Here is a 26,915-nt window from a genome sequence, read left to right on the forward strand (position 1 = left end):
GGGGGAGGCCGGCCAGGGCTGCTTGCGGTGACGCGGGGAGGGAGGGAAGGACGGTCCCGGTCCGCTCCGGCATCACGTATGTATGAACGATAAACCATCCGGTATGCATAAGTGCAATCCGGGGGTGGGTCACGTGACCTGTTTCACCTTCCCGCCGGTGCCGGTGTCCGGACGCGGTACTCCCAGCGGCCGGGCCAGACCCGAGACAGCCTCGTCCAGGCGCTGGAGATGGCGCAGCACCCGGTCGGTCACCCGGCCGTAGCGCGGGGTGCGCAGCGTGCCCGGCTCCAGCATCGAGGCGATGCTCGGGCCGGTCTCGATCGCCGCCGCGGAGCGCGGATCGGCGACATGCCCGGCGATCGCCTCGATGTTGTGCAGGATCCGCCTGCACGCCCCGCTCAGCCGGGGATCCGCGGCGATCGAGGGGTGCGTCGGCAGCAGCTCGGCCGTGGCCGCGAGGGAACGCGCGTGGTAGGCGCAGGTCTCCAGCAGCGCGACCACGTACCGGGCGGTGTCCCGGCGCGAGCGCAGCGGCGTGATCGGATGCGTCAGCGGGTCGATGGCCGCGCGCAGATCGGCCAGCGCCTGGTCCAGATCGCGCGCCTGCTCCACCAGATCCGCGCCGGCCCCGCCGCTCAGCTGGTCCACGGCGGCCCGGGTGACATCCTCCAGCCGGTCCAGCACCTCGACGAGCAGTTCGTTGGTACGGCGGTCGGTGCGGACCGGCAGCACCACCGCCGCCGCGATCACCCCGCAGGCCGCGCCGAGCGCCGTCTCCTCGATCCGCAGCACCAGCACCGACAGGCTGTAGGTGTTCAGCAGCGTGTACAGCAGCCCCAGCATCGCCGTCACGAAGAACGACATCAGCGTGTACGACAGGGGCGCGGTGTAGAACATCGCGAAGATGAACACCAGCACCAGCGCGAACGCCGTCCAGGTGCGCTGCCCGACCAGCCCGGCGAGCCCGATGCCGGCCACCACGCCGAGCACCGTGCCCAGCAGCCGGCGGTAGCCCTTGACCAGGATCTCGCCGGTGGAGGCGGTGTTGATGAACACGATCCAGCAGGTCAGCACCGCCCAGTACCAGCGCTGGCTGGACAGCAGCTCGCCGCCGGCGATGGCCAGCGAGGAGCCGACGGCCACCTGGACCGCGGCCCGCGTCGTGGGCCGCCTGAGCCCGGCCGGTTCCGGCTCCTCGGCCTCTCTCTCCTCGCCGGCCTCTATCGCGGCGTCCTCCGCGTCCAGCTCTTCCCGCGAGCGGATGGTGGCCGGGCTGTCGTCGGCCTCGTCCAGCGCTCCGTCCAGGGCGACCCTGAGGCCCAGCGCGGCCCGGGCGGCCTCGCCGAGGCCACGGAAGACGTCCTGCACGGCAGGGGAGGTCTTCGGCAGGTTCTCCTCCTCGCGGTAGCCCAGCAGCCGGTTGCGCAGCTGCGCGAGCGCCGTGCCCCGGGCCTCGCCGACCGGGCGGAGCATCAGCAGCCGCAGCGCCTGGAGGTCCCGGCGCAGCGCCGCCGTCGCCTCGTCCTGCACCGGCGGCGCACCACCGGAGGGCAGCAGGGCGCCGGGCAGGTGCAGCGTGAGGGTGTCGGTGCGCTCGGCACTGCGCGCGGTGAGCAGCAGCAGGCCGAGCCGCTCGGAGGCGATCTCGGCGTCGGCGATCCGGCGCTGGAGCAGCCGGGCCACCGCGGGGTCGGAGGTGCCGTCCTCCAGCCGCCCCTGGATCAGCAGCGCCGTCTCGTGCAGCCGGGCGGTGGCGGTGCGCAGGTCGTCCAGGACCTTGTCCACCTCGTCCGGGCCGGCGTCCAGCAACTCGGCCTGCACGGCGATCAGCTGGGCGAGCCGGGCGCGGAAGGCACGCCGCAGCCGGTCCAGCGTGCCCGCCGGGGTCTGCGGCAGCAGCACGAAACGGGCGAGGGCGCTGCACGCGAACGCCACGCAGATGACACCGGCCAGCCCGGGCAGCGCGGAGAGCGTCGCGTGGACGAACAGCGAGAGGAAGTAGATCTGGAAGCCGATCAGCCCCAGCGCCGTACCGCGGTCCCCGAACCGGCGGCTGTAGACCGCGCCGAAGATGAGGGCGACGAAGAACAGGTCGCCGATGACGACCCGTTGGTTCAGCAGCGCGCCCAGCGACACCGAGGCCAGCGCCACCGGCAGGCCGAGCGCGAGCGTGCCCGCCTGCTGGGAGCGCTGCTTCTCGCGGATGGCGAACGTCGACACCATCGCCGCCATGGCACCGGCGACCAGATGCGGCACCGGCACCCGCAGCGCGGCCAGGACGGCGAGGGTGAGGGCGATCGCGGTGACGGTGCGCAGCCCCGCGGTCAGCCGCAGCAGCCCGGGATCCGATGCCGCGAGCCGGTCCCGCATCCGTACCCGCCCCGACCGTCCCGCTGCCCTCACGCCGCCGCGCTCTCTCCCGTACCAGAAATCGATCTCCGTTCCAGCATCGCACGAGTGCCCGAGACACCTGCTGCCGGCCGGGGCGCGGGGCCGGATCGGCAGGCGGCCGCTCAGCCCTCCTGCCCGCCCCCGCCCTCCACCCGGGCCCGCACCTGTTCCGGTGTCAGATACGAGTCCGTGTACTCGAAGTCCTTCAGCCTGGCGGGCTTGCGGGCCTGGAAGCCGGTGCGGACGAAGTCGTCGCCGGCGACCGCGTTCAGCAGCCAGTTGGTCATCACGCGGGTCTTGGCCACATTGGTGCGCAGCGCCGACCAGTGGTAGCCGCGGGCCACCGCCTGGGCGGCCAGCCCGCGCAGCTCCACACCGAGCGGCTTGGACACGGCGTCCTTGCCGCCGAGATCGACGACGAGCCCGAGATCCCGGTGCACGTACGGCGTCAGGGGCTCGCCCCGCAGGGCCGCGATGACGTTGTCGGCGACCTTCTTGCCCTGCCGCATGGAGTGCTGCGCGGTGGGCGGGCAGACCGCGCCCGTCTCGGCCTTGGCCAGGTCGGGCACGGCGGCCGCGTCCCCGAGAGCGAACACGCCGTCGTGCCCGGGCACCGTCATCTCCGCGGTGACCACCAGCCGCCCGCGGTCCGTCTCGGCGCCGAGCGTGCCGATCAGCGGGCTCGCGACCACACCGGCCGTCCAGATCAGCGTGTGCGTCGGCACCACCCGGCCGTCGGTGAAGGTGACCTCCTCGGCGCCGGCCTTGTCGATCGACACCCCGAGCGACACCTCGACGCCGCGCCGGCGCAGGATCTCCTGTGCGCTGCGGCCGAGCTTCTCGCCCAGCTCCGGCATGAGCCGGGGCGCGATGTCGATGAGATGCCATTTGATCAGGCCGGGGTCCATGCGCGGATAGCGCTGCAGGGCGGCGTGGGTGAGCCGTTGCAGACAGGCGGCGGTCTCGGTGCCGGCGTATCCCCCGCCGACCACCACGAACTGCAGCCGCGCGGCCCGCTCGGCTGGGTCGTCGCTGGCGTCGGCGAGGTCGAGCTGGGTGATGACGTGGTCGCGGACGTAGGCGGCCTCGGCGAGGGTCTTCATCCCGAAGGCGTGCTCGGTCAGCCCCGGGATGTCGAAGGTGCGGGTCACGCTGCCCGGGGCCAGCACGATGTAGTCGTACGGTTCGTCGACGAGCTTGTCGGTGAGGGTGCGCACGACGCACACCTTCGCCTTCAGGTCCACGCCGATCGCGCCGCCCGGCAGGATCCGGGTGCGGTACTTCTTGCTGCGGCGCAGGCTGATGGCGATCGACTGCGGCGTGAGCACCCCCGAGGCGACCTGGGGCAGCAGCGGCAGATAGAGCTGGTAGGAGAACGGCGTCACCAGGGTGACGTCGGCCTCGTCGGGGGCGAGTTTCCGCTCCAGGCGGCGGACGCACTCGACTCCGGCGAAGCCGGCGCCAACCACCAGGATCCTGGGTCGTGTCACGGTGTTCATCCCTTTCTGCGGCTCCAGGCGGTCCGACTCGACGCCGTTCGCATGCCCTGGACCGCTGCGCACCGGCTTCGATCCCACCGCGCGCCAAGCCGCTGCGCCAGCCGGGTTGCGGCAGGCAGACGAACGCGTGGGCACCAGCATGCACCCACTCGAAGCACAGTGACCGGCTCTCGCACGGATAAACGTCGTACACGAGTCGGCGCAGGTCGGGCCGTGTCCGCTCAGCGGAGGGCGCCCGTCCGCTCAGCGGAAGACGTCGTCCGGCTCGTCCCAGTCCGCGGGCTCCTGCACACCCCGGCCGGCCCGGGAACGCGCCTGGTACATCGCCTCGATCTCGGCGGCGTAGTGCCGCACGACCGCGTCCCGGCGCAGCTTCAGCGACGGCGTCAGCAGGCCGTCCACCGCGGCGAACGGCTCGGGCAGGACCCGGTGGACCCGGATGGACTCCGCGCGCGAGACGGCGCTGTTGGCGGAGGCCACGGCCCGCGCGATCTCCTCCCGCAGCGCGTTCTCCTCGCGGCTCTCCCGGCCGGGGCTGCCGCCCGGCAGGGCCAGGGCGGCCCGCCAGTGCGCGAGGAACTCCGGGTCCAGGGTGATCAGGGCGCCGACGCAGGGCCGGTCGTCGCCGAGCACGACGGCCTGGTGGATCAGCGGATGCAGGCGCAGCCGCTGCTCCAGGGGGGCCGGGGCAACGCTCTTGCCCCCGCTCGTGACGATGATGTCCTTCTTGCGTCCGGTGATCGTCAGATAGCCCTCGGAGTCCAGCCGGCCGATGTCCCCGGTGGCCAGCCAGCCGCCGCGCAGCACGGTCCGCGTCGCCGCCTCGTCGCCGACATAGCCCTGGAACACCGACGGCCCGCGCACCAGGATCTCCCCGTCATCGGCCACCTGGACGTCCGTGCCGGGCAGCGGCCGGCCCACGGTCCCGGACTTCTCCCGGCCGAGCGGCTGCATGGTGATCCCGCCGGAGCACTCGGTGAGGCCGTACCCGTCGTTGATGACGATGCCGATGCCCTCGTAGAACAGGGTCAGTTCACGGCTGAGCGAGGAGCCGCCGGAGGTGCCCCGCACCACCCGGCCGCCGAGCGCCGCACGCAGCCTGCGGTACACCGTCCGTTCGTACACGGCGTGCTGCAGCCGCAGCTCGAGCCCGGGGCCCGGCCCGGTCCCCAGCCGGCGGCGCTCCTCGGCCAGGGCGAAGTCCCGCGCGGTCTGCACGGCCCGCTCGAACAGGGCGCCCCGGCCCGCCTGTCCGGCCCTGCGCAGGAAGTTCTTGTACAGCTTCTCGAACACCGACGGCACGCCGTACAGATACGTCGGCCGGAACGTGGCGAGCGCCGACGCCAGCGCCCCCTCGGACGCCTCCGGCTCGTGCGCCATCAGGACTCCGCCGCGGACACAGATGAGCATGATCATGATGCCGTACACATGGGAGAACGGCAGGTACGCCAGCACGGACGGCTGCTCGCCCGGGGGCGCCGCGGTGTGTGCCCAGCCGGCCAGCATGGTGTCGCAGGGGTAGGCGAGAGAACGGTGGCTCAGCGCGCAGCCCTGGGGGCGGCCGGAGGTGCCGGAGGTGTAGACGACGGCCGCGGTGGCGTCGGGCAGCACGATCCGGCGCAGCGACTCCACCGTGGTGTACGGCACGAACGCGCCCCGCTCGACGAGTTCGGGCAGCGCGCCCGCGTCCAGCTGCCAGACATGGCGCAGCCGGGGCAGCCGGGCGCACACCGTACCGACCGTCATGACGCCCTGCTCGTCCTCGACGACCACGGCCTCGCACCCGGCGTCCCGCAGGATCCACTCGACCTGGTCGCGCGAGGACGACGGATGCACCGGCACCACCTCCGCGCCCACCGCCCACAGCGCATGAGTGAAGACGGTCCACTCGTAGCGGGTGCGGGCCATCACCGCCACCCGGTGGCCCGGCGAGATCCCGGCGGCCACCAGCCCCTTGGCCAGGTCGACCACCTCGTCGCGCAGTTCGACCGCCGTCACCTGCTGCCACACGGTGGCCGAAGGATCCACGCGGTACGCGAGCAGCGGCAGGGCGGGGCTGCGTTCCGCGGTGTCGAAGAGGCTGTCGGCGAGGCCGCCGGTGAGCGGCGGGGCAACGGCGGGAGCGAGGGCGACGTCGCGCATGCACTGCTCCTGGTTGTACGGAGGGTCACACCGCCGATCGGCTCTGTGGTCGGCGGTGCTCGAATGTAGCGGAGGCGAGCGCGTTCGGTGCGAGGAACGGAGAAGTCGTGATCGTCTGATGACCCGGCCGTGTCTCTTCCTGTCGCTCAACGTCCCGATCCGCCCCGGAGTGCTCAGCCCTGGGTGTGCCGCACGCACTCGGCGACGACCGCCCCCAGGCTGCCGGTGCGGTCCAGCATCCCGAGCTGCTCGCGCGCGCCGGTGCCCCGGCGCAGCAGCCCGGCCAGGGCCTCCTCGGCCAGGGCCGCGTCGCCGCTGTCGGCGAGCGCCTCCCGGGTGTGCTCCAGCAGCGCGCGCACCACCTCGGGCGCGGGCCGGGGCCGCATCGTGGCGGGGTCGAGCAGATCCCCGTCCAGGCCGAAGCGGGCGGCGCGCCAGGCGGCCAGCCGCAGCAGGCTCACGCTGTGGCCGGCCGCCGGCCGGCCCGCCCGCCAGTCGCGGGCGGCCGTCTCCACCAGGGCACGGGTGAGCGCGGCGACGAGGACCGTGGTCTCCGCGCGCAGGCAGACGTCCGCCACCCGGATCTCCACCGTCGGGTACTTCGCGGACAGCCGCGCGTCGAAGTACACCATTCCCTTGTCGAGGACGACCCCGCTGGCCAGCATGTCGCTCACCTGCGCGTGGTAGCGCCCGGCCGAGCCGAACAGTTCGGTCGGCCCCGCCGAGGGACAGCGTGCCCACAACCGGCTGCGGAAGCTGGCGTACCCGGTGTCCCGGCCCTGCCAGAACGGAGAGTTGGCGCTGAGCGCACGGAGCACCGGGAGCCACGGCCGCAGCCGGTCCAGGACGGCGACGCCCTCCTCGTCGGACGCCACAGAAACATGTGCATGACAGCCGCAGACCAGCTGGTCCTGGGTGCCGATGCCGAACTGCCCGGCCATCCAGCGGTAGCGCTCCTGCTGGATGAGCGAGCCCGTGACCGGCAGCGGGCAGGTGGCCAGCGCGGCGACCGCGCCACCGGCCTCGCCGGCGAGCCGGGCCGCCTCCTTGCGGGAGCGCACGATCTCGGCGCCCAGTTCCGCCATGCCCGTGTGCGGATGCGTGGCCAGCTCGATCATCTGCCCGAACAGCTCGGTCTGGAACACCTCCTGCCCGGGGTCGTCGTGGACGGCCCGGGTGACGACGGCGGCCGACAGTGCCTTCGGCTCACCGCTGTCCGGATCGACCAGCAGGAGCTCCTCCTCCACACCGACAGTGCGCACGTGGGGCCGCCCTTCTGTTCAGGCCTCGAGGGGCAGACGAAAGTCCGTACGACCCTGACTGCCCCTCCGGCGTCCGCCGACACCTGCGCGGTCACCCCACGGGCGTCAACCAGACAGTGGCGAGCGGCGGCAGCGTGAGCCTGAGACAGCCGTCCTGCGGCCCGAGCGGCGCCCCGGGCACCCCGGCGCCGACCCCGCTGCCGCCGTAGCGCGCGTCGTCCGTGTTCAGCGTCTCCTGCCAGGCGGGGAAGGCATCCGGAACCCACAGGCGGTAGTCGCCGCGGACCACGGGGGAGAAGTTCGAGACCGCCAGCAGGGCGGAGCCCTCGGCGTCGAACCGGAGAAACGCGAATACGTTGTCGTCCGCCGCGTCACACAGCACCCACCGGAATCCGCCCGGATCGCTGTCCCGCTGCCACAGGGCCGGCGTCGCCCGGTACACGGTGTTCAGGTCCCGTACGAGATCCCGGACGCCCCGGTGGTCACCGGCGGAGTGGTAGTCGTCGCCGAGCAGCCACCACTCGGGGCCGTCCGGCTCGGACCACTCGGCCCCCTGGGCGAACTCCTGCCCCATGAACAACAGCTGTTTGCCCGGATGGGCCCACATGAAGCCCAGGTAGGCGCGGTGGTTGGCCCTGCGCTGCCACCAGTCGCCCGGCATCTTCGACACCAGCGCCTGCTTGCCGTGTACGACCTCGTCGTGCGAGATCGGCAGCACGTAGTTCTCGCTGTACGCGTACACCATCGAGAACGTCATCTCGTTGTGGTGGTACTTGCGGTGCACCGGCTCCTTCTGCACGTACTCCAGCGAGTCGTGCATCCAGCCCATGTTCCACTTCAGCCCGAATCCGAGTCCGCCGCTGTCGGTCGGCCGGGTCACCCCGTCCCAGGCGGTGGACTCCTCCGCGATGGTCACCACGCCCGGGCAGCGCCGGTAGACCGTGGCGTTCATCTCCTGCAGGAAGGCGACCGCGTGCAGGTCCTCCCGCCCGCCGAAGACGTTCGGCTCCCACTGCCCGGAGTCCCGCGAGTAGTCGAGGTAGAGCATCGAGGCGACGGCGTCCACGCGCAGCCCGTCGATGTGGAACTCCTGGCACCAGTACACCGCGTTGGCGACGAGGAAGTTGCGCACCTCGGTGCGCCCGAAGTCGAACTCGTACGTCCCCCAGTCCGGATGCTCGGCCCGCCGCCAGTCCCCGGGCTCGTACAACGGCTCCCCGTCGAACCGGGCCAGCGCCCAGTCGTCCTTCGGGAAGTGCGCCGGCACCCAGTCCATGATCACGCCGATCCCGGCCCGGTGCAGCGCGTCCACCAGGTGCTTGAAGTCGTCCGGGGAGCCGAGCCGCGGCGTCGGCGCGTAGTACGAGGTGACCTGGTAGCCCCAGGAGCCGCTGAACGGATGCCCGGCGACCGGCATCAGCTCGACGTGGGTGAAGCCCAACTCCTTGACATAGGCGGGCAGTTCGTCGGCTAGCTGACGATACGTCAGACCGGGTCGCCAGGAGGGCAGATGGACCTCGTACACCGAGAACGGCGCCTGGTGCACCGGTGTGCCGCCCCGGTGCGCCATCCACTGCGCGTCGCCCCATTCGTAGCGCGACACCGTGACGACCGACGCCGTGTCGGGCGGCACCTCGGTGCACCGCGCCATCGGGTCGGCCTTGAGGAACCGGTGGCCGTGCCGGGAGGTGATCTCGAACTTGTAGCGGGCGCCCTCGCCGATCCCGGGCAGGAACAGCTCCCACACCCCGCACGCGCCCAGCGAGCGCATCGGGTACTGCGTGCCGTCCCAGTACGTGAAGTCCCCGGCCACCCGCACCCCTTGGGCGTTCGGCGCCCAGACGGTGAAGCGGGTGCCGGTCACGCCCTGGTGCGTCATGGGCTCGGCGCCGAGCGCCTGCCACAGCTGCTCGTGCCGGCCCTCCCGGACCAGATGCAGATCCAGCTCACCGACGGCGGGCAGGAACCGGTACGGATCGTGCACCTCCTGCTCGCCGTCGTCGTACGTCACCAGCAGCGTGTACGACGCCGGGATCTCCGGCAGCGGCAGCACGGCCGCGAACAGACCGTCGCCCTCCGACACGAGTGGGCTGCGCGTGCCGTCGGCGACGACGCTGACCGCGCGGGCGTTCGGGCGCAGCGCCCGGAACAGGATGCCGCCCGGCACCGGATGGGCGCCCAGCAGGGAATGCGGATCGTGATGGGCGCCGCCGAGGAGCCGGCCGCGCTCGGCCGGGTCGAGCACAGCGGGCCGGGGGTCCCCCCGGCCGGAGCCCGGGACAGGGTCGGCCTTGACCGGTGCGGGACCGGCGGCCTCGGGACGCGCGGTGTCGCGCAGGGCCATGACGTCAGCCTCCCCACACGGCGAGCCGCTTGATCGCCGCCATCGGTACCGGCACCCAGTCCGGCCGGTGTCTCGCCTCGTACAGCACCTCGTAGACCGCCCTGTCCGTCTCGTGCGCGCGCAGCAGCGCGTGCTTCTTGCGTGGATCCCAGCCGGCGCGGGCCGCATAGCCCGCGCAGAACGCCTCCCGGCAGCGGCGCGCCCATTCGGGTCGCCAGGGGCGGCGCTGCCGGGCCGCGTAGTCGAAGGAGCGCAGCATCCCCGCCACGTCCCGCACCGGGGAGTGCGGGGCCTGCCGTTCGGCCAGCGGCCTCGACGGCTCGCCCTCGAAGTCGATGACGAACCAGTCGCGGCCGGCCCGCAGCACCTGGCCGAGGTGCAGATCGCCGTGGATGCGCTGGGCGGGCGGCCCGGTGTCGCACGTGGCGAGCGCCGCGAACGCGGCCCGCAGGCCCGGCACGAAGGGCCGCAGCCCCGGTACGGCGTGCGCGGCCGCCTCCAGCCGCGTGCCCATCGCCCGCGCCGTACGACCGTTCTCGCCCGGCCCGGCCGGGCCGAACGCCTCGGCCAGCGCGAGATGCACCTCGGCGGTGGCCCGGCCCAGCTCCCAGGCCTCGGCGGTGAAGTCGTCGCCCGCGGCGAGCGCGCGCAGCGCCAGCGTCCAGCCGTCGGTCGCGTCCGGCAGGAACGGCTGGAGCACGCCGAGGGTGGCCGGCTGCGGCTCGCTCGTACCGAACCAGGCCACCGGCGCCGGCACCCGGGTGCAGCCCTGCGCGGCCAGCGCGGCCGACACCTCCAGATCCGGATTGACGCCCGGCTGGATCCGGCGGAAGACCTTCAGGATGAACGCGTCGCCGTACACGATCGACGAGTTGGACTGCTCGGCGTCCAGCAGGCGCGGCGGCAGCCCGCCGGGCACCTCGGCGCCCGGGGCCGTCTCGAACCGCAGCGGACCCGCCGTACCGGGGTGCCGCAGCCGCTCGAGCAGCAGATGGGCCGAACGCGGGTCGTGCAGCGCGTCGTAGACCGCGAACCCGGCCAGCGGACCCTGCTCGGCGCGTCCGATGAACGCCCGCTCCAGCCGCGCGGCGGGCTGCTCGCGCAGGCCCAGCAGCAGCTGGTAGCAGTCGCCGGGCGGGGGAGTGCCGCCGGGCGTGGGCACCGGCGCATGCGAGGCGTGCACCAGCAGATGCAGACATCCCGGGAACAGCTCGGTCACGGACAGCACCGACAGATCCGTGACGGGCCGGTCCTTGCCCGCGAACCAGCGCTGCCTCGGCAGCCACTCGCGCAGCAGCCCCGCCAGCGAGGCCAGCGGCCCCTCGACGCCGGCCGCGGCTCTCGGTCGGACAGTGATGGTCTTCGGCATGACGCGTCCTTTCCTCGGCGCCGGGCGTTCAGCGGCGGCCGATCCGGGATGCGACTCGGGTGAGCCGGAACCAGTAGAAGCCGTGGCCTTGCAGGGTCAACAGATACGGCAGCTCACCGATGGCGGGAAAACGCACCCCGCCGATCAGCTCGACCGGGTGCCGGCCGTCGTAGGTGCGCAGGTCGAGTTCGGTCGGCTGGGCGAAGCGGGAGAAGTTGTTGACGCACAGCACGAGGTCGTCGCCGTACTCCCGCAGGAAGGCGAGCACCGCCGGATTGGAGGACTGCAGCTCGGTGAACGAGCCGAGGCCGAAGGCAGGGTTCTGCTTGCGGATCTCGATCATGCGGCGGGTCCAGTGCAGCAGCGAGGAGGGCGAGGACATCGCGGCTTCCACGTTGGTGACCTGGTAGCCGTAGACGGGATCCATGATCGTCGGCAGGTACAGGCGTCCCGGATCGGACTTCGAGAAGCCGGCGTTGCGGTCGGGGGTCCACTGCATGGGGGTGCGTACGGCGTCGCGGTCGCCGAGCCAGATGTTGTCCCCCATGCCGATCTCGTCGCCGTAGTACAGGATCGGCGAGCCTGGCAGGGACAGCAGCAGGGCGGTGAACAGCTCGATCTGGTTGCGGTCGTTGTCGAGGAGGGGGGCGAGGCGGCGCCTGATGCCGATGTTGGCGCGCATCCGCGGGTCCTTGGCGTACTCGGCCCACATGTAGTCGCGCTCCTCGTCGGTGACCATCTCGAGGGTCAGCTCGTCGTGGTTGCGCAGGAAGATGCCCCACTGGCAGTTCGAGGGGATCGCCGGGGTCTTGGCGAGGATCTCGGAGACGGGGTAGCGGGACTCGCGGCGCACCGCCATGAAGATGCGCGGCATGACGGGGAAGTGGAAGGCCATGTGGCACTCGTCGCCGCCGGAGGCGTAGTCCCCGAAGTAGTCGACCACGTCCTCCGGCCACTGGTTGGCCTCGGCCAGCAGCACGGTGTCCGGGTACATGGCGTCGATCTCCTTGCGCACCCGCTTGAGGAACTCGTGGGTCGCCGGGAGGTTCTCGCAGTTGGTGCCCTCTTCCGCGTAGAGATAGGGGACCGCGTCGAGCCGGAACCCGTCGATGCCGAGGTCCAGCCAGAACTTCAGGGCCGCCAGCACCTCTTCCTGCACCGCCGGGTTCTCGTAGTTCAGGTCCGGCTGGTGCGAGAAGAACCGGTGGAAGTAGTACTGGCCGCGCACCGGATCGAAGGTCCAGTTGGAGGCCTCGGTGTCGACGAAGATGATCCGCGCGTCCTCGTACTGTTTGTCGTCGTCGGCCCACATGTAATAGTCCCCGTACGGGCCGTCGGGGTTCTTGCGGGACTCCTGGAACCACGGGTGCTGGTCGCTGGTGTGGTTCATGACGAAGTCGATGATCACGCGCATGCCGCGCTGGTGGGCGGCGTCCGCGAACTCCACGAAGTCGGCGAGGTCGCCGAACTCGGGGAGCACGGCGGTGTAGTCCGAGACGTCGTAACCGCCGTCCTTCAAGGGCGATTTGAAGAACGGCGGCAGCCACAGGCAGTCCACGCCGAGCCACTGCAGGTAGTCCAGCTTGGCGGTCAGACCCTTCAGGTCGCCGATTCCGTCGCCGTTGCTGTCCTGGAAGGAGCGGACCAGGACCTCGTAGAAGACGGCGCGTTTGAACCACTCCGGGTCCCGGTCCTTGGCAGGTGTGTCCTCAAAAGTGTCCAGGACGGGTTCGTTGACGGTCATGAGGCTGCGGGCCCTCCGTTCTGGGGCGTCGGCCGCCCGACGTGGAGCACGTGCGCCGGCGTGCTGCCGGGCGTCAGACGCACGTAGTTGGTCCTGCCCCAGCGGTACGTCTCGCCCGTCAGTTCGTCGTGCACGGACAGGGCGGCGTTCCAGTCCAGGCCGAGTTGCGGCATGTCCAACGAGACCGTGGCCTCCTGGGTGTGATGCGGGTCGAGGTTGACGACCACGAGGACCGTGTCCGGCCCCGTGCTCTTGCTGTAGGCGAGCACGGCGTCGTTGTCGGTCCGATGGAAACGGAGGTTGCGCAGGCGCTGTAGCGCGGGGTGCCGGCGGCGGATGGTGTTGAGCCGGGTGATCAGGGGGGCGATGCTGCGGCCCTCGCGTTCGGCGGCCGCCCAGTCGCGGGCCTTGAGCTGGTACTTCTCGGAGTCGAGGTACTCCTCGCCGCCCTCGCGCAGCGGGGTGTTCTCGCACAGCTCGTAGCCGCTGTAGATGCCCCAGGTGGGGGAGAGGGTCGCGGCGAGCACGGCCCGCACCTCGAACGCGGGCCGCCCGCCGTGCTGGAGGTAGGCGTGCAGGATGTCCGGGGTGTTCACGAACAGGTTCGGCCGCATGTAGGCCGCCGCCTCACCCGTCAACTCGCCCAGGTACTCGGTCAGTTCCTGCTTGCTGTTGCGCCAGGTGAAGTACGTGTACGACTGCTGGAAGCCGATCTGGGCGAGGGTGTGCAGCATCGCCGGACGGGTGAACGCCTCCGCCAGGAAGATCACGTCCGGGTCCCTGCCGTTGATCTCGGCGATGACCCGCTCCCAGAACACCACCGGTTTGGTGTGCGGGTTGTCGACCCGGAAGATCCGCACCCCGTGGCCCATCCAGTGCCGCAGGATCCGCACCGTCTCCGCGACCAGCCCGTCCATGTCCGCGTCGAACGCGATGGGGTAGATGTCCTGGTACTTCTTCGGCGGGTTCTCGGCGTACGCGATCGTGCCGTCGGGCCGGTGGTGGAACCACTCCGGATGCTTCTCCACCCACGGATGGTCCGGGGAGCACTGCAACGCGAAGTCCAGGGCCACCTCCAGGCCCAACTCCCGCGCCCGGCCCACGAAACGGTCGAAGTCCTCCAGCGTGCCCAGGGCGGGATGGACCGCGTCGTGCCCGCCCTCCGGCGAACCGATCGCCCACGGCACACCCACGTCGTCCACACCGGCGGTGAGAGTGTTGTTCGGGCCCTTGCGGAAGGTCGTGCCGATGGGATGCACCGGGGGGAGGTAGACGACGTCGAAGCCCATGTCCGCGATCGGCTTCAGCCGGCGCGCGGCCGTACGGAACGTGCCGTGCGGCCGCGCGAGAGTGCCCTCCGAACGCGGGAAGAACTCGTACCAGGAACCGAACAGCGCCCGCTCCCGCTCCACCAGCAACGGCATCGCATCGGAAGCGGTCACCAGCTCCCGCAGCGGATGACGGACCAGCAGCGCCCGCACCTCCGGGGCCAGGGCCGCCTGCAGGCGCTCCTGCACCGGCCGGGAGTCGTCACCGAGGGCCCGTGCCGCGGCGAGGACGGCGCTTCGCTCCGGTCCCTTCGGCACTCCGGCGGCCGCCCGCTCGTACAGCTCGGCGCCCTCCTCCAGCACCAGCCCGACGTCGATCCCGGCCGGCACCTTCACCGCGGCCGCGTGCCGCCAGGTGGCCAGCGGGTCGGACCAGGCCTCCACGCGGTAGGTCCAGCGGCCGGTCGTGTCCGGGGTGATCTCCGCGCCCCAGCGGTCGCTGCCGGGGGACAGCTCCCGCATCGGCGTCCACGGGCCGCGGCGGCCCTTCGGATCGCGCAGGACCACATTGGCGCCCACGGCGTCGTGCCCTTCGCGGAAGACGGTGGCCGTGACCTGGAAGGTCTCCCCGGCCACCGCCTTCGCGGGGCGCCTGCCGCACTCCACGGCCGGCCGGACGTCACGTACGGGTACACGGCCGATGGCCGGGGTCCTGCGCATGTATCTCACCTCCGCCGTGCGCGAAGCCGGGCACCTGGCCCGGCTTCGCGATCCGAGAGGGACCGGCTCACGCCGGTCCCGAGGGGAACGCCTTGTACGGTGCCAGCTCAGGGGCTTGGCGCCGTGGAACGCCGCTCCGGTGGCGGCGCTCTTCTCGCCGACCGGCGCCCTCGCGGCCGGCCGTCCTGCTCGCGCAGGTAGGTGACCAGGTTGGTGCGCAGATAGCGCTCGGCCGCCTCCGCCGCCTCGCGGGCGCAGCGTTTGCCCATCAGCACACACAGCGTGTAACCCGAGTCCTCGAAGGTGGCCCGGACCGTGCGGTCGTGGGGCGAGGCGAGCATCACGCGCTCCCACGCCCGGTAACGCCGCAACTGCCTGGCCACTTCGGCCTTGGCGGGTAGCAGCATCGCCCTCTTCACCTTTCACGCTCTCGACTGGGCGCGTTCCCGACGGTCGGGTGGTGTCCGCGCGCGGAAGGGCACGGCACCGTTACGGCGATCGAGGCTTTCACTTATGGTGCACGCACGACGACGCAGCGTCTTGTTGGAGCTTCAACCACGGTTGGTGTGTCGGGTGCTCGTGTTGCACGAATGGCGTAGTGACCGCACCGTGGAGGTGACTCAGGAGCGATCAGCTCTCACGCTGTGTGTCTGGGATCCCTCCCGGACGGGCGAGGGGAGCACGAGCTTCGCCGGTGAGGAGTAAGCGACGATGAAGACCGCAGTGCCCTGCTACTACCACCTCGACGTGGAAGTCAGCCCGGAACGGGTGGGACAGGTCAGCCGCATCCTGGCCGCCCACCTGCGTTACTGGGACCTCGACAGCCTAGCCGAGCCCGTCTGCCGCGGTACCGAACTGCTGCTGCGGGCGATCCACCAGCACGCCTCGGACAAGCACACGTCGATCGAGATGTGGTGGAACGGACAGCACCTCATCACCGCCTTCGGTGACGACGACCCCGATCTGCGCCCCGACCAGGACCTGCGCTCCTGCCTCGCGGACATCGCCGCCATGAGCGACGGCTGGGGCTGCTGCACCTCGGACAGCGGCAGCAAGATCATCTGGTTCTCGCAGCGCGCCCGCGCCGGCGAACGCGTCCCGCTGGTGCCCACCGCCCCCGCGCCCACCCTGCGGCAGGGCCTGCAGGTGCCGCGCGAGATCCCGGTGGTGGTGCTGGCCCCTCCGGCCGGTGCGCCGGACGACATCCTGGAGGCCAGCCGGTGAGGGCTCGCACCTCCCGGTCCCGGAACGGGCTGCCCGTGTGGAGCGGGCAGCCCTACCCATTGGGTGCCTCGTTCGACGGACAGGGCACCAACTTCGCGCTGTTCAGCGAGGTCGCCGAGCGGGTCGACCTGATCCTGCTCGACGACGCGGGCACCGAGACCCCCGTCCGGCTGCACGAGGTCGACGGGTTCGTCTGGCACGCCTACCTGCCCGGCATCGCCCCGGGCCGGCGCTACGGCTACCGGGTGCACGGCCCCTGGCAGCCGTCCGTGGGCCACCGGTGCAACCCGGCGAAGCTGCTGCTCGACCCGTACGCCCGGGCCGTGGACGGCCAGATCGACAACCACGCCTCGCTGTACGAGCGCGCCCCGGAGGGACCGGCCCCCGCCGACAGCGCCGGGCACTCGATGCTGGGCGTGGTCACCGACCCGTACTTCGACTGGGGCGACGACCGCCCGCCCCGCACGCCGTACGCGGACTCGGTGATCTACGAGGCCCACGTACGCGGCCTGACCCGCACCCACCCGGACGTCCCCGAGCGCCTGCGCGGCACCTACGCCGGCCTTGCGCACCCCGCCGTCCTCGAGCACCTGACCTCGCTCGGGGTGACCGCGGTGGAGCTGATGCCGGTGCACCAGTTCGTGCAGGACGGCGTGCTGCAGGACCGGGGCCTCGTCAACTACTGGGGCTACAACACCATCGGCTTCTTCGCCCCGCACAACGCCTACGCCGCCTTCGGCAGCCGCGGCCAGCAGGTCAACGAGTTCAAGGCCATGGTGAAGGCGCTGCACGCGGCCGGCCTCGAAGTGATCCTGGACGTCGTCTACAACCACACCGCCGAAGGCAACGAGCGGGGCCCGACCCTGTCCTTCCGGGGCATCGACAACGCCTCCTACTACCGGCTGGTGGACGGCGACTGGGCGCACTACTACGACACCACCGGCACCGGCAACAGCCTGCTGATGCGGCACCCCTACGTGCTCCAGCTCATCATGGACTCGCTGCGGTACTGGGTCACCGAGATGCACGTCGACGGCTTCCGCTTCGACCTCGCGGCCACCCTGGCCCGGCAGTTCCACGAGGTGGACCGGCTCTCGGCCTTCTTCGACCTCATCCAGCAGGACCCGGTGATCAGCCGCGTCAAGCTCATCGCCGAGCCCTGGGACGTGGGCGAGGGCGGCTACCAGGTGGGCAACTTCCCGCCGCTGTGGTCGGAGTGGAACGGCAAGTACCGCGACGCCGTACGGGACTTCTGGCGGGCCGAGCCCGGCTCGCTCGGCGAGTTCGCCTCCCGGCTGACCGGCTCCTCCGACCTGTACCAGCACAGCCGACGCCGGCCGCGCGCCAGCGTCAACTTCGTCACCGCGCACGACGGCTTCACCCTGCGCGACCTCGTGTCGTACAACGACAAGCACAACGAGGCCAACGGCGAGGACAACCGGGACGGCGAGAGCCACAACCGGTCCTGGAACTGCGGCGCGGAGGGCGTGACGAAGGACCCGGCCGTCCTCGAGCTGCGCGCCCGCCAGCAGCGCAACCTGCTGGCGACGCTGCTGCTGTCACAGGGCATCCCGATGCTGTGCCACGGCGACGAACTCGGCCGCACCCAGCGGGGCAACAACAACGCCTACTGCCAGGACAACGCGATCTCCTGGATAGACTGGGAACTCACCGCGGAACAGCGGTCGTTGACGGAATTCACCCGGCACCTCATCGCCCTGCGCGCCGCCCATCCGGTGCTGCGCCGGCGCCGCTTCTTCCGCGGCGAGACCGCTACCAACGCCGCACAGCCGCTGCCCGACCTGATGTGGCTCAGACCCGACGCCCGCGAGATGACCGCCCGGGACTGGCAGCGCGGCGACGCGCACTCGGTCGCGGTGTTCCTCAACGGCGACGCCATCGCCGAACGCGACTCCTATGGGCGCCGGATGACCGACGACTCCTTCCTGCTGCTCGTCAACGGCTACTGGGAACCGGTCGACTTCCGCCTGCCCGGAACCGTCTTCGCCGAACGCTGGACGACCCTCATCGACACCGCCGACCCGGACGGCATCCCGGACGAACGCGAACACAAGGCCGGCACGAGGGTCCGCGTGGAAGCACGCAGCCTGATCCTGCTGCGCCGGAACGCGGTTCGCTAACGCCCCCGGCGTGAGGTCACCGTGAACTGCGCCCCGTCCGGATCCCGCAGGATCGCCTCGTCCTCCGCCTCGCTCAGCACACTGCCGCCGTGCTTCTCGGCCGCGCGGGCGCAGTCCAGGACGTCCGCGACGGCGAAGTGGATCTGCCAGTGCGGCCGTACGGAGGGATCCGGCGCCGACTCCACCGCGCCCGAGTCGATCCGGGCCACGATGTCGCCCTGGCTGCGCAGCACCACCTCGCCGCCCTCGTACTCCACCTGGCAGCAGCCCGGCCGCCCGGTCGCCCAGTCGAGGATCTCGCCGTAGAACATCGCGGCGTCGAAGGCGTCGCGCGTGTGCAGCCGGATGAACGTCGGCGACGCCCGCCGCCACGCCTCCCAGTTGCCGACCAGTTCCCCCTGCCAGATCCCGAAGGTCGCCCCGTCCCGGTCGGCGAGCAGCGCGGCCCGGCCCGGCGGGAAGGACAGCGGGCCGACGGCCGCCGTACCGCCGCGCTCGCGCGCCCGGGACACCGCCACGTCGGCGTCGGGCACGGCGAAGTACGGCGTCCAGGCGACCGCCATCTGCCACATGGCGGCGACGGCGGCGATCCCCGCCACCGGCACCCCGTCCGCCAGCGCTACGCGGAAGTGCTCGCCGAGTTTGACGCCGCGCCAGCGCCAGCCGAGGACGGCCGTGTAGAACTCCTGGGTGGTCCCGAGGTCGCGGCTGGTCAGGCTCACCCAGCACGGGGCGCCGAAGACGGAGTGCGTGGACACGACGTCGCCTCGACGTGGTCCACCGCCGGCGGGGGTGTCATGGTTCATGGCGGTCGGGTCCTGCCTCTAGGGGCCGGTCTGGCACCAGTGTCCACTGCGCGGGCCGGTTCGCGCTCTTTGACCTCACCTTTGGGGAAATATCTCTTTAGCAGAGGTAATCTTGGAATGTGGAACACGAGGCCCTCCCGGAGGAGCTGGCCGACACGCTGGTGCGGATACAGCGGCTGATCCGGCGGCGCCTGCGCGGCGGACTCACCCTGCCGCGGCTGCGCGGCGGCGAGGTGGAGCTGCTGCGGCTGGTCGAGTCCCGGCCCGGCATCGGCATCTCGGACGCGGCCAAGGCGCTGCACCTGGCGGGCAACTCCGTGTCGACCCTGGTCAATCAGCTGGTCAAGGGCGGATACCTGCTCCGGGAGACCGACCCGGCCGACCGGCGGGCCGCGCGCCTGCTGCTGACCGGGGCCGCCGAGAAAAGGCTCGCCGACTGGCAGCGCCGCCGGGCCGAGCTGGTCGGCCGGCATGTCTCCCGGCTCGACGAGGCCGACCGGGAAGCCCTCCGCGCGGCGCTGCCCGCGCTGCGCAAGCTGGCCGCCACCCTGCACGAGGAGGCCGAGGAACCATGACCCAGGCCGAGGATCACGACGGAGGTCCAGGCGCCATGACGAGTGACAGCGACACCGCCGGCCCGCCCGGCGGCCCAGCCGAAGAAGGCGTCGCCGAGGGAGTCACCGAGGCCGTCGCCTGCAGCGGTCTCGCCTACGCGTTCGGCGACACCAAAGCCGTCGACGGGCTCGACCTGGCCGTGTGCGCGGGCGAGGTCTTCGGACTGCTCGGCCCCAACGGCGCGGGCAAGACCACCGCCATCCGCTGCATCACCACCCTCCTGCCCGTCCCCGCCGGCATGGTCCGCGTCTTCGGCCATGACACCGCGAGGGAGCGCATGGCGGTGCGCCGGCTCCTCGGCTACGTCCCGCAGCAGTTGTCCGCCGACAGCGGGCTCACCGGCCGGGAGAACGTCGCCCTGTTCGCCCGCGTCTTCGACGTCTCCCGCCGCGAGCGCGCCGCCCGCGTCGCCCAGGCCCTCACCGCCGTCGGCCTCGCCGACGCCGCCGACCGGCTCGCCGGCACCTACTCCGGGGGCATGGTCCGCCGGCTCGAACTCGCCCAGGCCCTGGTCAGCGCGCCACGCCTGCTGATCCTCGACGAGCCGACGATCGGCCTGGACCCGATCGCCCGCACCGGCGTCTGGGAGCACATCAACGCCGTACGCGCCGCGACCGGCATGACCGTCCTCGTCACCACCCACTACATGGACGAGGCCGACCAGTACTGCGACCGGGTGGGCCTGATGCACCGCGGCCGGATCCGTGCGCTCGGCACCCCGGCCGAGCTGCGCCGGGGCCTGGCCGAACGCCAGGGCACCGGCACCCTGCCCACGCTGGAGGACGTCTTCCGCGACGTCGCCGGCAGCGGCCTCGAGGACACGTCCCAAGGAGGATTCCGCGATGTCCGCAGCACCCGCCGCACCGCGCACCGAGTCGGCTGACCGCACGGATCTCCTGCTCACCCCGCCCGTGCCCCGCGCGGGCTGGCGGGTGCTGCCCGCCAGGGTCGTCGCCATGTGCGCGGTCGAGCTGCAAAAGCTGCGCCACGACCGCACGGAGCTGTACACGCGCGCCGTCCAGCCCGCCCTGTGGCTGCTGATATTCGGCCAGACCTTCACCCGCATACGGGCGATACCGACGGGCGGCATCCCGTACATCGACTTCATGGCGCCCGGCATCATCGCCCAGTCGGCGATGTTCATCGCGATCTTCTACGGCATCCAGATCATCTGGGAGCGCGACGCCGGCATCCTGAACAAACTCCTCGTCACCCCGACGCCCCGCTCGGCGCTGATCACCGGCAAGGCGTTCGCGGCCGGCGTGAAGTCGCTGATCCAGGCCGTCGTCGTCATCGTCATCGCGGCCGTCCTCGGCGTGGCGCTGACCTGGAACCCGCTCAGACTGCTCGGCGTCGCCGCGGCCGTCGTCCTCGCCTCCGCCTTCTTCTCGTGCCTGTCGATGACCATCGCGGGCATCGTGATCAGCCGCGACCGGCTGATGGGCATCGGCCAGGCGATCACCATGCCGCTGTTCTTCGGCTCCAACGCCCTCTACCCCGTTTCGGTGATGCCGGGCTGGCTCCGGGCCGTCAGCAAGGTCAACCCGCTGAGCTATCAAGTCGACGCCCTGCGCGGGCTGCTGCTCGGCACGCCGTCGCATCTGGCCTTCGATTTCGCGGTGCTGGCGGTCGCCGCCGGGCTCGGCGTCACCGCGGCCTCGTCGTTGCTCGGCCGGCTGGCCCGGTGATCTTGCCGCGGACGTGATGTGCGGCACGCGCGCGTACCTTGCCGGAAGCGGCCGTGAAGGGATTCTTCCTGGGCAGCGCTTGATCAGCGATCAAAGCGGGCGAACCGGCTGGCCACAGCGCATTCTGCTCATTTGACAGTGCACAGAGCACACAGATAGACAGCAGCTCTCGAAGGTCGAGAGGGGCACTGTGTACGAGCCGAACGTGGTCGGGGACTGGCACGAGTACGAGGAGCATGCCGGTCTGCGGGTCCGCGTCCACCGCCTGGAGGCCGCCGAGCCGCCGCGCGGGCGCGACGACGCCGCCGCCGGTCTGACGTACTTCAGTGTCCGGGTGACCGTCGAGAACCGCGGCGCACGGCACTACGGCATCCATCTGGAGGACGGCCAGATCGACGTCCGCGTCGGTCCGGACGGCGAGGCCGCGTTCGTGGACTGGCGCAGCTCCCAGTTCATCGAGGGCTTCGACGTCTATCCGCTGCGCCGGGCCACCGCCGTGCTCTACGCCGCCGCCCCCGAGGCCGACCTCTCCCACGTGGACGTGCAGGTGCAGCTGCGGGTGGAGGAGGAGTGGACCGACCGCCGGCTGTGGGCGGGCGGCATCGGCCTGCTGGAGGCGACCGCCGCGACCGCCCTCACGGGCACCGCCCAGGGCGGCCTGGCCCACCAGGTCAGCGCGTTCCTGCGGGACCAGACGGAACCCGGCACCGCCTGACAAGGGCCGGCGGCGCCCGCCCGCAGGAACGCACCGGCTGCCCGGCCCGTACGGCCGGCGCGGGATGCCGTCGATGATCTCCGGGCGCCCTGCCGGAGCAGCGCCGCCGCGACCGAGGTGCCGGGCGTGGCGGGATCGGGCCGGCCCGCCCACTCGTGGGCGTTCGGGCGGGTCTTGCCGTCGGGCGTGAACACACAGGCGCGCAGGGAGAGTTCCCCGCCGCGGTCCACGCGCGCGTACCCGGCGACCGGGCTCTTGCGGCGGCCCTGCAGCACCTCGTCGACGGCAGCTCGCTCATGACAGACCCCGCTGGACCCCGCCCCTCACCCGAGATCCTCGGGCAGGTCGGCCGCCGACTCCTCCGGGGTGAGATCCGGGCGCAGCCGCAGCCAGGACGGCTGGCGCAGCAGCCCGGCCCGGGTACGGGTGCTGTAGCCGACCTCGCCGACCAGCCGTGGCAGCACCCAGCGGGCCCCCGCGATCCGCGGCACCGGCTCGAAGGGGCACCGGCTGCTCGCGCCGGCCTCGAGCAGCCGGGCCAGTTCCGCGCGCTCCGCCTCGCTCCAGCCGGTGCCCACCCCGCCGACGTACCGCAGCCGGCCGCCCTTGTCGCGCTGACCGGCCAGCAGTGCGCCGGGAAGCCCGGTCAGCCGTCCCCTGCCGGGCAGCCAGCCGCCGACGATCACGTCCTCGGCCCGCACGTTCCGGATCTTGATCCAGGCGCGGGAGCGCACGCCGGGCTCGTACACCGAGTCCAGCCGCTTGCACACGAGGCCCTCCAGGCCGTGTTCCCTGGTCGCCGCGAGCGCCTCGGCACCGTGCCCGGTGACCGCGGCGGGCGTCGACCAGTACGGCCCCGCCAGACCCAGCTCCTCGAGCCGGACCCGGCGCCGTGCGTACGGCTGCCGCAGCAGGGATTCACCCAGGTGGGGCACGTCGAACAGGGCCAGGTGGACCGGCACTTCGGCCGCTCGGCGTGCCGCCCGCGCGGGGGAGTGCGCGAGGCCCATCCGGCTCTGCAGCAGCTGGAAGTCGGCCCGGCCCCGCTCGTCCAGGGCCAGCACCTCGCCGTCCAGTACGGCCGGTGCACCGCCGAGGGCGCCGCCGAGCGGCCGGAGTTCGGGATAGGCCGCGGTGATGTCCTCGCCCGAGCGGGCGCGCAGGCGCACACTGCCGTCCCCGGGCAGGTAGACCATCGTCCGCTGGCCGTCCTGCTTGGTCTCGTACGCCCACCGCGCGTCCTGGGCGGCGGGCGGCAGCCTGCCCGCAGTGGCGAGCATCGGCGCGATGAGCGGCAGGGATACGGCGGTCACGGCTGAAGGTCTCGACCACATGCGGCGACCGCACGCGCCTTCGGCCGACGGTTCCCCTGAACGGGCCCGCGGCCGGGCGGTGCCTCCTGCCGCCCGGCCGCGCCGTCGCCCCGGCTTCCGGAACACGCCGCGTGGGCCCCTGCCCGCCGCGGCCCGGGCGCCGTGTCCGGGATGCCGGGGCGCGCCCAGGGTGCGGCGGCGTCCCTGCACGGCCCGCGCGTCCGCCTGTGCGCCCACCCTTGCCGAGGCTGCTCGGCGGGCTGTCTCTCAGCCCACCGTCTCGGCCGACGGCTCGGCCGCGGCAGGTGCCGGTTCCGGCGTGGCCGGGCGGTGGCGGGGGAGGAAGGAGGCGAGGAAGAAGGCGAGGGCGGCCGCGCCCGCGCCGATCGCCATGGCGACCTTGAAGCCGTTCTCGGACGGCAGCGCGTGCCCGCCGAGACTGATCGTCATCTGCGCGAGGATCACCCCCGCGACCGCGCTGGCCACCGAGGTGCCGATGGACCGCATCAGTGTGTTGAGGCTGCTCGCGGCGGCCGTCTCCGAGGGCGGGACCGCGCCCATGATCAGGGCCGGCGATCATCGGGACCAGCGCGTCGCTGAGCGCGCACACCACCGAACCGGCGACCAGCAGCACCAGGCTGGCCAGCAGCAGCCGGCGTTTGCCGAACATGTCGCCGAGGCGGCCCGCGACCGGCGTGGCGACGGCGGCGGCCAGCAGTGTGGCCGTGACCGCCCAGGCGGCGTTGGACGCCGAGGCGTGCAGATAGACGGGCAGCTCCGGGACGATCGGGATCACCAGGGTCTGCATCAGCGACACGGTGATACCGGCCAGGGCCAGCACGGCGACCACGGCACCCGGCCGCGACGGAGCGGATCTGCCGGTCCTGGCGGGCCGGGCGGAGGCGTCGGACATGAGAGGGAACCTTCCGAGGAGCAGGAAACCGGACATCGGCCGACGGGACCGGCCAATCCTTTAAGTCAAGTGATTGACTTACTTTAGTGAGCCGAAAAGGCGCCGCACGCGGGGCCTGTCCCAGGTGGGAGGGGCGCGCACCGTAGGCTTCACTGGCTGGACCTCGCCGCCCCGGTCGAGGACCTGGGGCGGGTGCGCGGGACTGGCCGCCCCGGGGCGGTGCGCAGTCCCGGAGCGGTGGTGAGCATGGCGCGCAGGACGGCGCGGACCGAACAGGTGAGCGCGACGCGGGAGGCGATCCTGGGCGCGGCGGAGCGGCTGTTCGCCGAGCACGGCGTGTACGCCGTCTCCAACCGTCAGGTCAGCGAGGCCGCCGGTCAGGGCAACAACGCGGCGGTCGGCTACCACTTCGGGACCAAGGCCGACCTGGTCCGCGCGGTCGCCCGGCGGCACGCCGAACACATCGAGACCCTCCGGGAGCGGGCGCTGGCGGCGGCCGGCGACTCCACGGACGTACGCGACTGGGTCGACTGCCTGGTGCGCCCGGTGACCGAGCACCTGGCCGGGCTCGGCAGCCCCACCTGGTACGCCCGGTTCTGCGCCCAGGTGATGACCGACCCGGCGCTGCACGAGATCATGGTCGAGGAGTCCATGACCTCACCGGCGCTCCGGCAGGCGATCGAGGCCCTGAACCGCACCCTGCCCGAACTGCCGCCCGAGGTACGCGCCGAACGCGGCCAGATGGTGCGCCAGTTGATCCTGCACACCTGCGCCGAGCGCGAACGGGCCCTCGCCGAGGGCACCTCGACCCCGCGCGCCAGTTGGGCGGAGGCGGCCACCGGACTCGCCGACGCGATCGTGGGCCTGTGGCTGGCACCGGTGAGCGATGGCTCCCGCCGTGTCCCGCGCACGTGACGCCTAGACGTCGACGGTGACCACGACCTTCTCGGCGGTCCCCGGTGTGCGTGCCGGCCGGAAGGCGCGATCTGCCTCGGCGAAGGGCACGCGGTGGCTGATCAGCCGGGCGAACCGCTCGTGGTGCTCGATCAGCTGGGGCGTGACCTCGAAGATCTCACTCGGGTGTCCCTGGGAGGCGATCAGGGTCAGTTCGCTGCGCAGCATGCCGCCGAGGTCGATCCCGGCGCCTTTCTTCTGCACGGCGGCCATGACCAGCCGGGCGCCCCACTTGGCGGCGCCGACGACCGTGTCGAAGACGGCGGGGGCCCCGGCCGCGTCGATGTAGACGTCGGTGCCCGGACGGGGCTGGCCGAGCGCGTTGGCGCTCTGCCCGTGCAGTTCGGCCAGCCGGGCGGCCACGTCCTCCTGCGTCGAGTCGATCACCGCGTCCGCGCCGCCGGCGAGGGCCGTCGCCAGCCGGTCCGGCAGGACGTCGACCACGACGACGTGCGCCACGCCCCGCAGCTTCAGCCAGATCGCGGCGCCGAGTCCGATCGGCCCGGCGCCGAAGACCACCGCCTTCTCCGACGGCCGCGCCCCGGACCGGTTGACGCAGTGCAGGGCGACGGCCATCGGCTCGTTGAGCGAGGCGACGTCGAAGGGCACGGTGCCGGGGAAAACGGCCACGCTCCGGCCGGGCACGGCGTTCTCGACCAGCAGGTACTCGCTCATGCCGCCATACCGTCCGCCGCAGCCGATGATCCCGGTGGGCGCGTCCTGCGGATTGACGACCTTCGGGGTGTGTGCCCGCGAGGGTCCGCCGGTCGCGAAAGCAGGTGTGCGGCTGCGGCCCGGTGGTGGGCCGGCCGGGCGGTTCCCGCGCCCCTGAGAGCGCTTCAGTCTCCCGCTGTCGAGATGCTCACCGCGTTCGCCGCCACCACCGCGCCGACGGCCGCCCACTCCGCACCGCCCAGGTCCTGGCCGAGGACGACCCAGCCGGCCACGGCCGCGAGGACCGGGTTGACGCTCATGAACAGGCCGAAGGTCTGCGCGGGGACATGGCGCAGGGTCAGCAGGTCGGCCAGGTACGGCACGGCGGACGACAGGGCGCCGGCCGTCACCGCGCACAGGAGGGCCCCGGCCGTCGGCGGATGACGCAGGGCGACGGCGATGCCGGCCGGCAGGAAGGCCAGCGCGGACACCGTCGCGGCGGCCGCGGCGCCCTGCGCGCCGGGTATGCGCCGCCCGACGACGCGGTTGAGCAGGATGTACGAGGCCCAGCAGCACGCGGCGACCAGGCCGAGGGCCATTCCGGCGTAGTCGGCTGAGGGGCGCGGACGCATCAGGACGACCACCCCGGCCGCGGCCAGCACCGCGCACCCGGCGTCCAGCCGGCGCCGTGCGGAGCAAAGGGCGACGGCGAGCGGCCCGAGGAACTCCAGGGTCACCGCGAGCCCCAGGCCGATCCGGTCGACGGCGCTGTACAGGGTGAGGTTCATCGTGCCGAACACCCCGGCCAGCAGCAGCACCGGCCACCACTGCCGCCAGGTGAAGCTCCGCAGCCGGGGCCGGCCGACGGCGAGCAGGGCGAGCGCGGCGACGTACTGGCGCACCGCGACCACGCCGAGCGGGCCGAGGACGGGGAAGGCCAGCGCGCCGACGGCGGCACCGGTCTGGTTGGAGAGCCCGCTGGCGAACATGGTGGCCACCCCGGTCAGCCGCCGGACCCGCGCCGGGGACGAGGACGGGGGCGAGGACGGGGACGGGGACGTGGTCATGGGTGCGGCCACGGCCGGGCGTTGGAGAGCGCGTCGCATACCCGGATCGTGCGTCTCCCGCACGCTTGCACATAATGCATGGTCCG

At 72.2% G+C, this 26,915-nt stretch carries 21 protein-coding genes and 2 pseudogenes; 7 read left to right on the plus strand and 16 right to left on the minus strand.

Translation table 11 applies throughout. The features are described from left to right. Positions 1-129: 129 nt before the first annotated feature. From A6P39_RS37580 to A6P39_RS37620, 9 genes are all read right to left on the minus strand, one after another. Positions 130-2,370, minus strand: coding sequence for an FUSC family protein (locus tag A6P39_RS37580; protein WP_067042166.1), 2,241 nt, complete (start codon positions 2,368-2,370; stop codon positions 130-132). A 143-nt stretch (positions 2,371-2,513) separates the two neighbouring features. Then, positions 2,514-3,890, minus strand: coding sequence for an NAD(P)/FAD-dependent oxidoreductase (locus tag A6P39_RS37585; protein WP_067042163.1), 1,377 nt, complete (start codon positions 3,888-3,890; stop codon positions 2,514-2,516). A 243-nt stretch (positions 3,891-4,133) separates the two neighbouring features. After that, on the minus strand, positions 4,134-6,032 hold the full coding sequence (locus A6P39_RS37590) for an AMP-dependent synthetase/ligase (protein ID WP_067042160.1): 1,899 nt from the start codon (positions 6,030-6,032) through the stop codon (positions 4,134-4,136). A 173-nt stretch (positions 6,033-6,205) separates the two neighbouring features. After that, positions 6,206-7,294 carry a glutamate--cysteine ligase gene (locus A6P39_RS37595; RefSeq protein ID WP_067042157.1) on the minus strand — a complete coding sequence of 363 codons (1,089 nt, stop codon included), beginning with the start codon at positions 7,292-7,294 and terminating at the stop codon, positions 6,206-6,208. A gap of 91 nt (positions 7,295-7,385) precedes the next feature. After that, on the minus strand, positions 7,386-9,638 hold the full coding sequence (gene glgB / locus A6P39_RS37600; protein WP_067042154.1) for a 1,4-alpha-glucan branching enzyme: 2,253 nt from the start codon (positions 9,636-9,638) through the stop codon (positions 7,386-7,388). Between the two features lie 4 nt (positions 9,639-9,642). Beyond that, a complete protein-coding gene (locus A6P39_RS37605) occupies positions 9,643-11,007 on the minus strand; it encodes a maltokinase N-terminal cap-like domain-containing protein (RefSeq protein WP_067042152.1) in 1,365 nt (454 codons plus the stop codon). A 28-nt stretch (positions 11,008-11,035) separates the two neighbouring features. Then, positions 11,036-12,751 carry a maltose alpha-D-glucosyltransferase gene (treS, locus tag A6P39_RS37610; RefSeq protein ID WP_067042150.1) on the minus strand — a complete coding sequence of 572 codons (1,716 nt, stop codon included), beginning with the start codon at positions 12,749-12,751 and terminating at the stop codon, positions 11,036-11,038. After that, complete coding sequence (locus A6P39_RS37615; protein WP_275883941.1) at positions 12,748-14,739, minus strand: alpha-1,4-glucan--maltose-1-phosphate maltosyltransferase; 1,992 nt, start codon at positions 14,737-14,739, stop codon at positions 12,748-12,750. Before A6P39_RS37615 ends, treS begins: the two co-directional genes overlap by 4 nt. Before the next feature lie 107 nt (positions 14,740-14,846). After that, positions 14,847-15,146 carry a DUF5133 domain-containing protein gene (locus A6P39_RS37620; RefSeq protein ID WP_067055765.1) on the minus strand — a complete coding sequence of 100 codons (300 nt, stop codon included), beginning with the start codon at positions 15,144-15,146 and terminating at the stop codon, positions 14,847-14,849. A gap of 304 nt (positions 15,147-15,450) precedes the next feature. Here A6P39_RS37620 and A6P39_RS37625 point away from each other — a divergent pair, with 304 nt between their 5' ends. Both A6P39_RS37625 and glgX read left to right on the plus strand, forming a co-directional pair. Beyond that, positions 15,451-15,963, plus strand: coding sequence for a pep a2 (locus A6P39_RS37625; protein WP_067055768.1), 513 nt, complete (start codon positions 15,451-15,453; stop codon positions 15,961-15,963). Between the two features lie 29 nt (positions 15,964-15,992). Continuing rightward, complete coding sequence (gene glgX, locus A6P39_RS37630; RefSeq protein ID WP_067055774.1) at positions 15,993-18,104, plus strand: glycogen debranching protein GlgX; 2,112 nt, start codon at positions 15,993-15,995, stop codon at positions 18,102-18,104. Here the strand turns inward: glgX and A6P39_RS37635 are convergent. Further along, positions 18,101-18,910, minus strand: a complete 810-nt coding sequence (locus A6P39_RS37635) for a VOC family protein (RefSeq protein ID WP_275883942.1) — start codon at positions 18,908-18,910, stop codon at positions 18,101-18,103. The two genes, glgX and A6P39_RS37635, sit on opposite strands and share 4 nt — an antisense overlap. A gap of 119 nt (positions 18,911-19,029) precedes the next feature. On the opposite strand from A6P39_RS37635, the gene A6P39_RS37640 reads away from it, so the two are divergent. The 4 genes from A6P39_RS37640 to A6P39_RS37655 all read left to right on the plus strand — a co-directional run bounded on the left by A6P39_RS37640 (position 19,030) and on the right by A6P39_RS37655 (position 21,928). Next, on the plus strand, positions 19,030-19,485 hold the full coding sequence (locus A6P39_RS37640) for a MarR family winged helix-turn-helix transcriptional regulator (RefSeq protein WP_067054583.1): 456 nt from the start codon (positions 19,030-19,032) through the stop codon (positions 19,483-19,485). A gap of 35 nt (positions 19,486-19,520) precedes the next feature. Next, entirely contained in the window at positions 19,521-20,408 is an 888-nt protein-coding gene (locus A6P39_RS37645) for an ABC transporter ATP-binding protein (protein WP_443053020.1), read from the plus strand. Then, entirely contained in the window at positions 20,368-21,213 is an 846-nt protein-coding gene (locus A6P39_RS37650; protein ID WP_067054581.1) for an ABC transporter permease, read from the plus strand. The genes A6P39_RS37645 and A6P39_RS37650 overlap by 41 nt, the downstream gene beginning before the upstream one ends. Positions 21,214-21,403: 190 nt before the next feature. After that, positions 21,404-21,928: a hypothetical protein gene (locus tag A6P39_RS37655; protein WP_067054579.1), complete on the plus strand. Its 525-nt coding sequence runs from the start codon at positions 21,404-21,406 to the stop codon at positions 21,926-21,928. A gap of 63 nt (positions 21,929-21,991) precedes the next feature. Here A6P39_RS37655 and A6P39_RS37660 read toward each other — a convergent pair. The 4 genes and pseudogenes from A6P39_RS37660 to A6P39_RS45645 form a co-directional block, all read right to left on the minus strand. Further along, positions 21,992-22,203: pseudogene (locus A6P39_RS37660) on the minus strand (hydroxymethylbilane synthase); the annotation flags it as partial. A 48-nt stretch (positions 22,204-22,251) separates the two neighbouring features. Further along, the gene (locus tag A6P39_RS37665) at positions 22,252-23,208 is read right to left on the minus strand and encodes an ATP-dependent DNA ligase (RefSeq protein WP_199841007.1); all 957 of its coding nucleotides are present in this window, start codon (positions 23,206-23,208) and stop codon (positions 22,252-22,254) included. Positions 23,209-23,508: 300 nt separating this feature from the next. Beyond that, positions 23,509-23,802, minus strand: a complete 294-nt coding sequence (locus tag A6P39_RS45640) for a hypothetical protein (protein ID WP_067054575.1) — start codon at positions 23,800-23,802, stop codon at positions 23,509-23,511. A gap of 7 nt (positions 23,803-23,809) precedes the next feature. Then, positions 23,810-24,154, minus strand: a pseudogene (locus A6P39_RS45645) (MFS transporter); the annotation flags it as partial. A 246-nt stretch (positions 24,155-24,400) separates the two neighbouring features. Between A6P39_RS45645 and A6P39_RS37675 the strand changes: the two are divergent. Next, on the plus strand, positions 24,401-25,069 hold the full coding sequence (locus A6P39_RS37675; protein WP_079133773.1) for a TetR/AcrR family transcriptional regulator: 669 nt from the start codon (positions 24,401-24,403) through the stop codon (positions 25,067-25,069). Between the two features lie 3 nt (positions 25,070-25,072). Here A6P39_RS37675 and A6P39_RS37680 read toward each other — a convergent pair whose 3' ends face one another. Continuing rightward, positions 25,073-25,783 (minus strand): zinc-binding dehydrogenase, encoded by a 711-nt coding sequence (locus tag A6P39_RS37680; RefSeq protein WP_107304516.1) that lies wholly within the window; start codon positions 25,781-25,783, stop codon positions 25,073-25,075. 164 nt (positions 25,784-25,947) lie between these two features. Next, a complete protein-coding gene (locus A6P39_RS37685; protein WP_067054573.1) occupies positions 25,948-26,760 on the minus strand; it encodes an EamA family transporter in 813 nt (270 codons plus the stop codon). Positions 26,761-26,915 lie beyond the last annotated feature (155 nt).

Source organism: Streptomyces sp. FXJ1.172 (genome assembly GCF_001636945.3).
Taxonomy (GTDB): Bacteria; Actinomycetota; Actinomycetes; order Streptomycetales; family Streptomycetaceae; genus Streptomyces.

Excerpts from the sequence above, each read along its gene's own strand:
- A6P39_RS37580 (WP_067042166.1), bottom strand. The coding sequence starts at position 2,370 with ATGCGGGACCGGCTCGCGGCATCGGATCCCGGGCTGCTGCGGCTGACC.
- A6P39_RS37585 (WP_067042163.1), bottom strand. The coding sequence starts at position 3,890 with ATGAACACCGTGACACGACCCAGGATCCTGGTGGTTGGCGCCGGCTTC.
- A6P39_RS37590 (WP_067042160.1), bottom strand. The coding sequence starts at position 6,032 with ATGCGCGACGTCGCCCTCGCTCCCGCCGTTGCCCCGCCGCTCACCGGC.
- glgB (WP_067042154.1), bottom strand. The coding sequence starts at position 9,638 with ATGGCCCTGCGCGACACCGCGCGTCCCGAGGCCGCCGGTCCCGCACCG.
- A6P39_RS37605 (WP_067042152.1), bottom strand. The coding sequence starts at position 11,007 with ATGCCGAAGACCATCACTGTCCGACCGAGAGCCGCGGCCGGCGTCGAG.
- treS (WP_067042150.1), bottom strand. The coding sequence starts at position 12,751 with ATGACCGTCAACGAACCCGTCCTGGACACTTTTGAGGACACACCTGCC.
- A6P39_RS37615 (WP_275883941.1), bottom strand. The coding sequence starts at position 14,739 with ATGCGCAGGACCCCGGCCATCGGCCGTGTACCCGTACGTGACGTCCGG.
- A6P39_RS37620 (WP_067055765.1), bottom strand. The coding sequence starts at position 15,146 with ATGCTGCTACCCGCCAAGGCCGAAGTGGCCAGGCAGTTGCGGCGTTAC.
- A6P39_RS37625 (WP_067055768.1), top strand. The coding sequence starts at position 15,451 with ATGAAGACCGCAGTGCCCTGCTACTACCACCTCGACGTGGAAGTCAGC.
- A6P39_RS37635 (WP_275883942.1), bottom strand. The coding sequence starts at position 18,910 with ATGAACCATGACACCCCCGCCGGCGGTGGACCACGTCGAGGCGACGTC.
- A6P39_RS37645 (WP_443053020.1), top strand. The coding sequence starts at position 19,521 with ATGACGAGTGACAGCGACACCGCCGGCCCGCCCGGCGGCCCAGCCGAA.
- A6P39_RS37650 (WP_067054581.1), top strand. The coding sequence starts at position 20,368 with ATGTCCGCAGCACCCGCCGCACCGCGCACCGAGTCGGCTGACCGCACG.
- A6P39_RS37665 (WP_199841007.1), bottom strand. The coding sequence starts at position 23,208 with ATGCTCGCCACTGCGGGCAGGCTGCCGCCCGCCGCCCAGGACGCGCGG.
- A6P39_RS45640 (WP_067054575.1), bottom strand. The coding sequence starts at position 23,802 with ATGGGCGCGGTCCCGCCCTCGGAGACGGCCGCCGCGAGCAGCCTCAAC.
- A6P39_RS37675 (WP_079133773.1), top strand. The coding sequence starts at position 24,401 with ATGGCGCGCAGGACGGCGCGGACCGAACAGGTGAGCGCGACGCGGGAG.
- A6P39_RS37680 (WP_107304516.1), bottom strand. The coding sequence starts at position 25,783 with ATGAGCGAGTACCTGCTGGTCGAGAACGCCGTGCCCGGCCGGAGCGTG.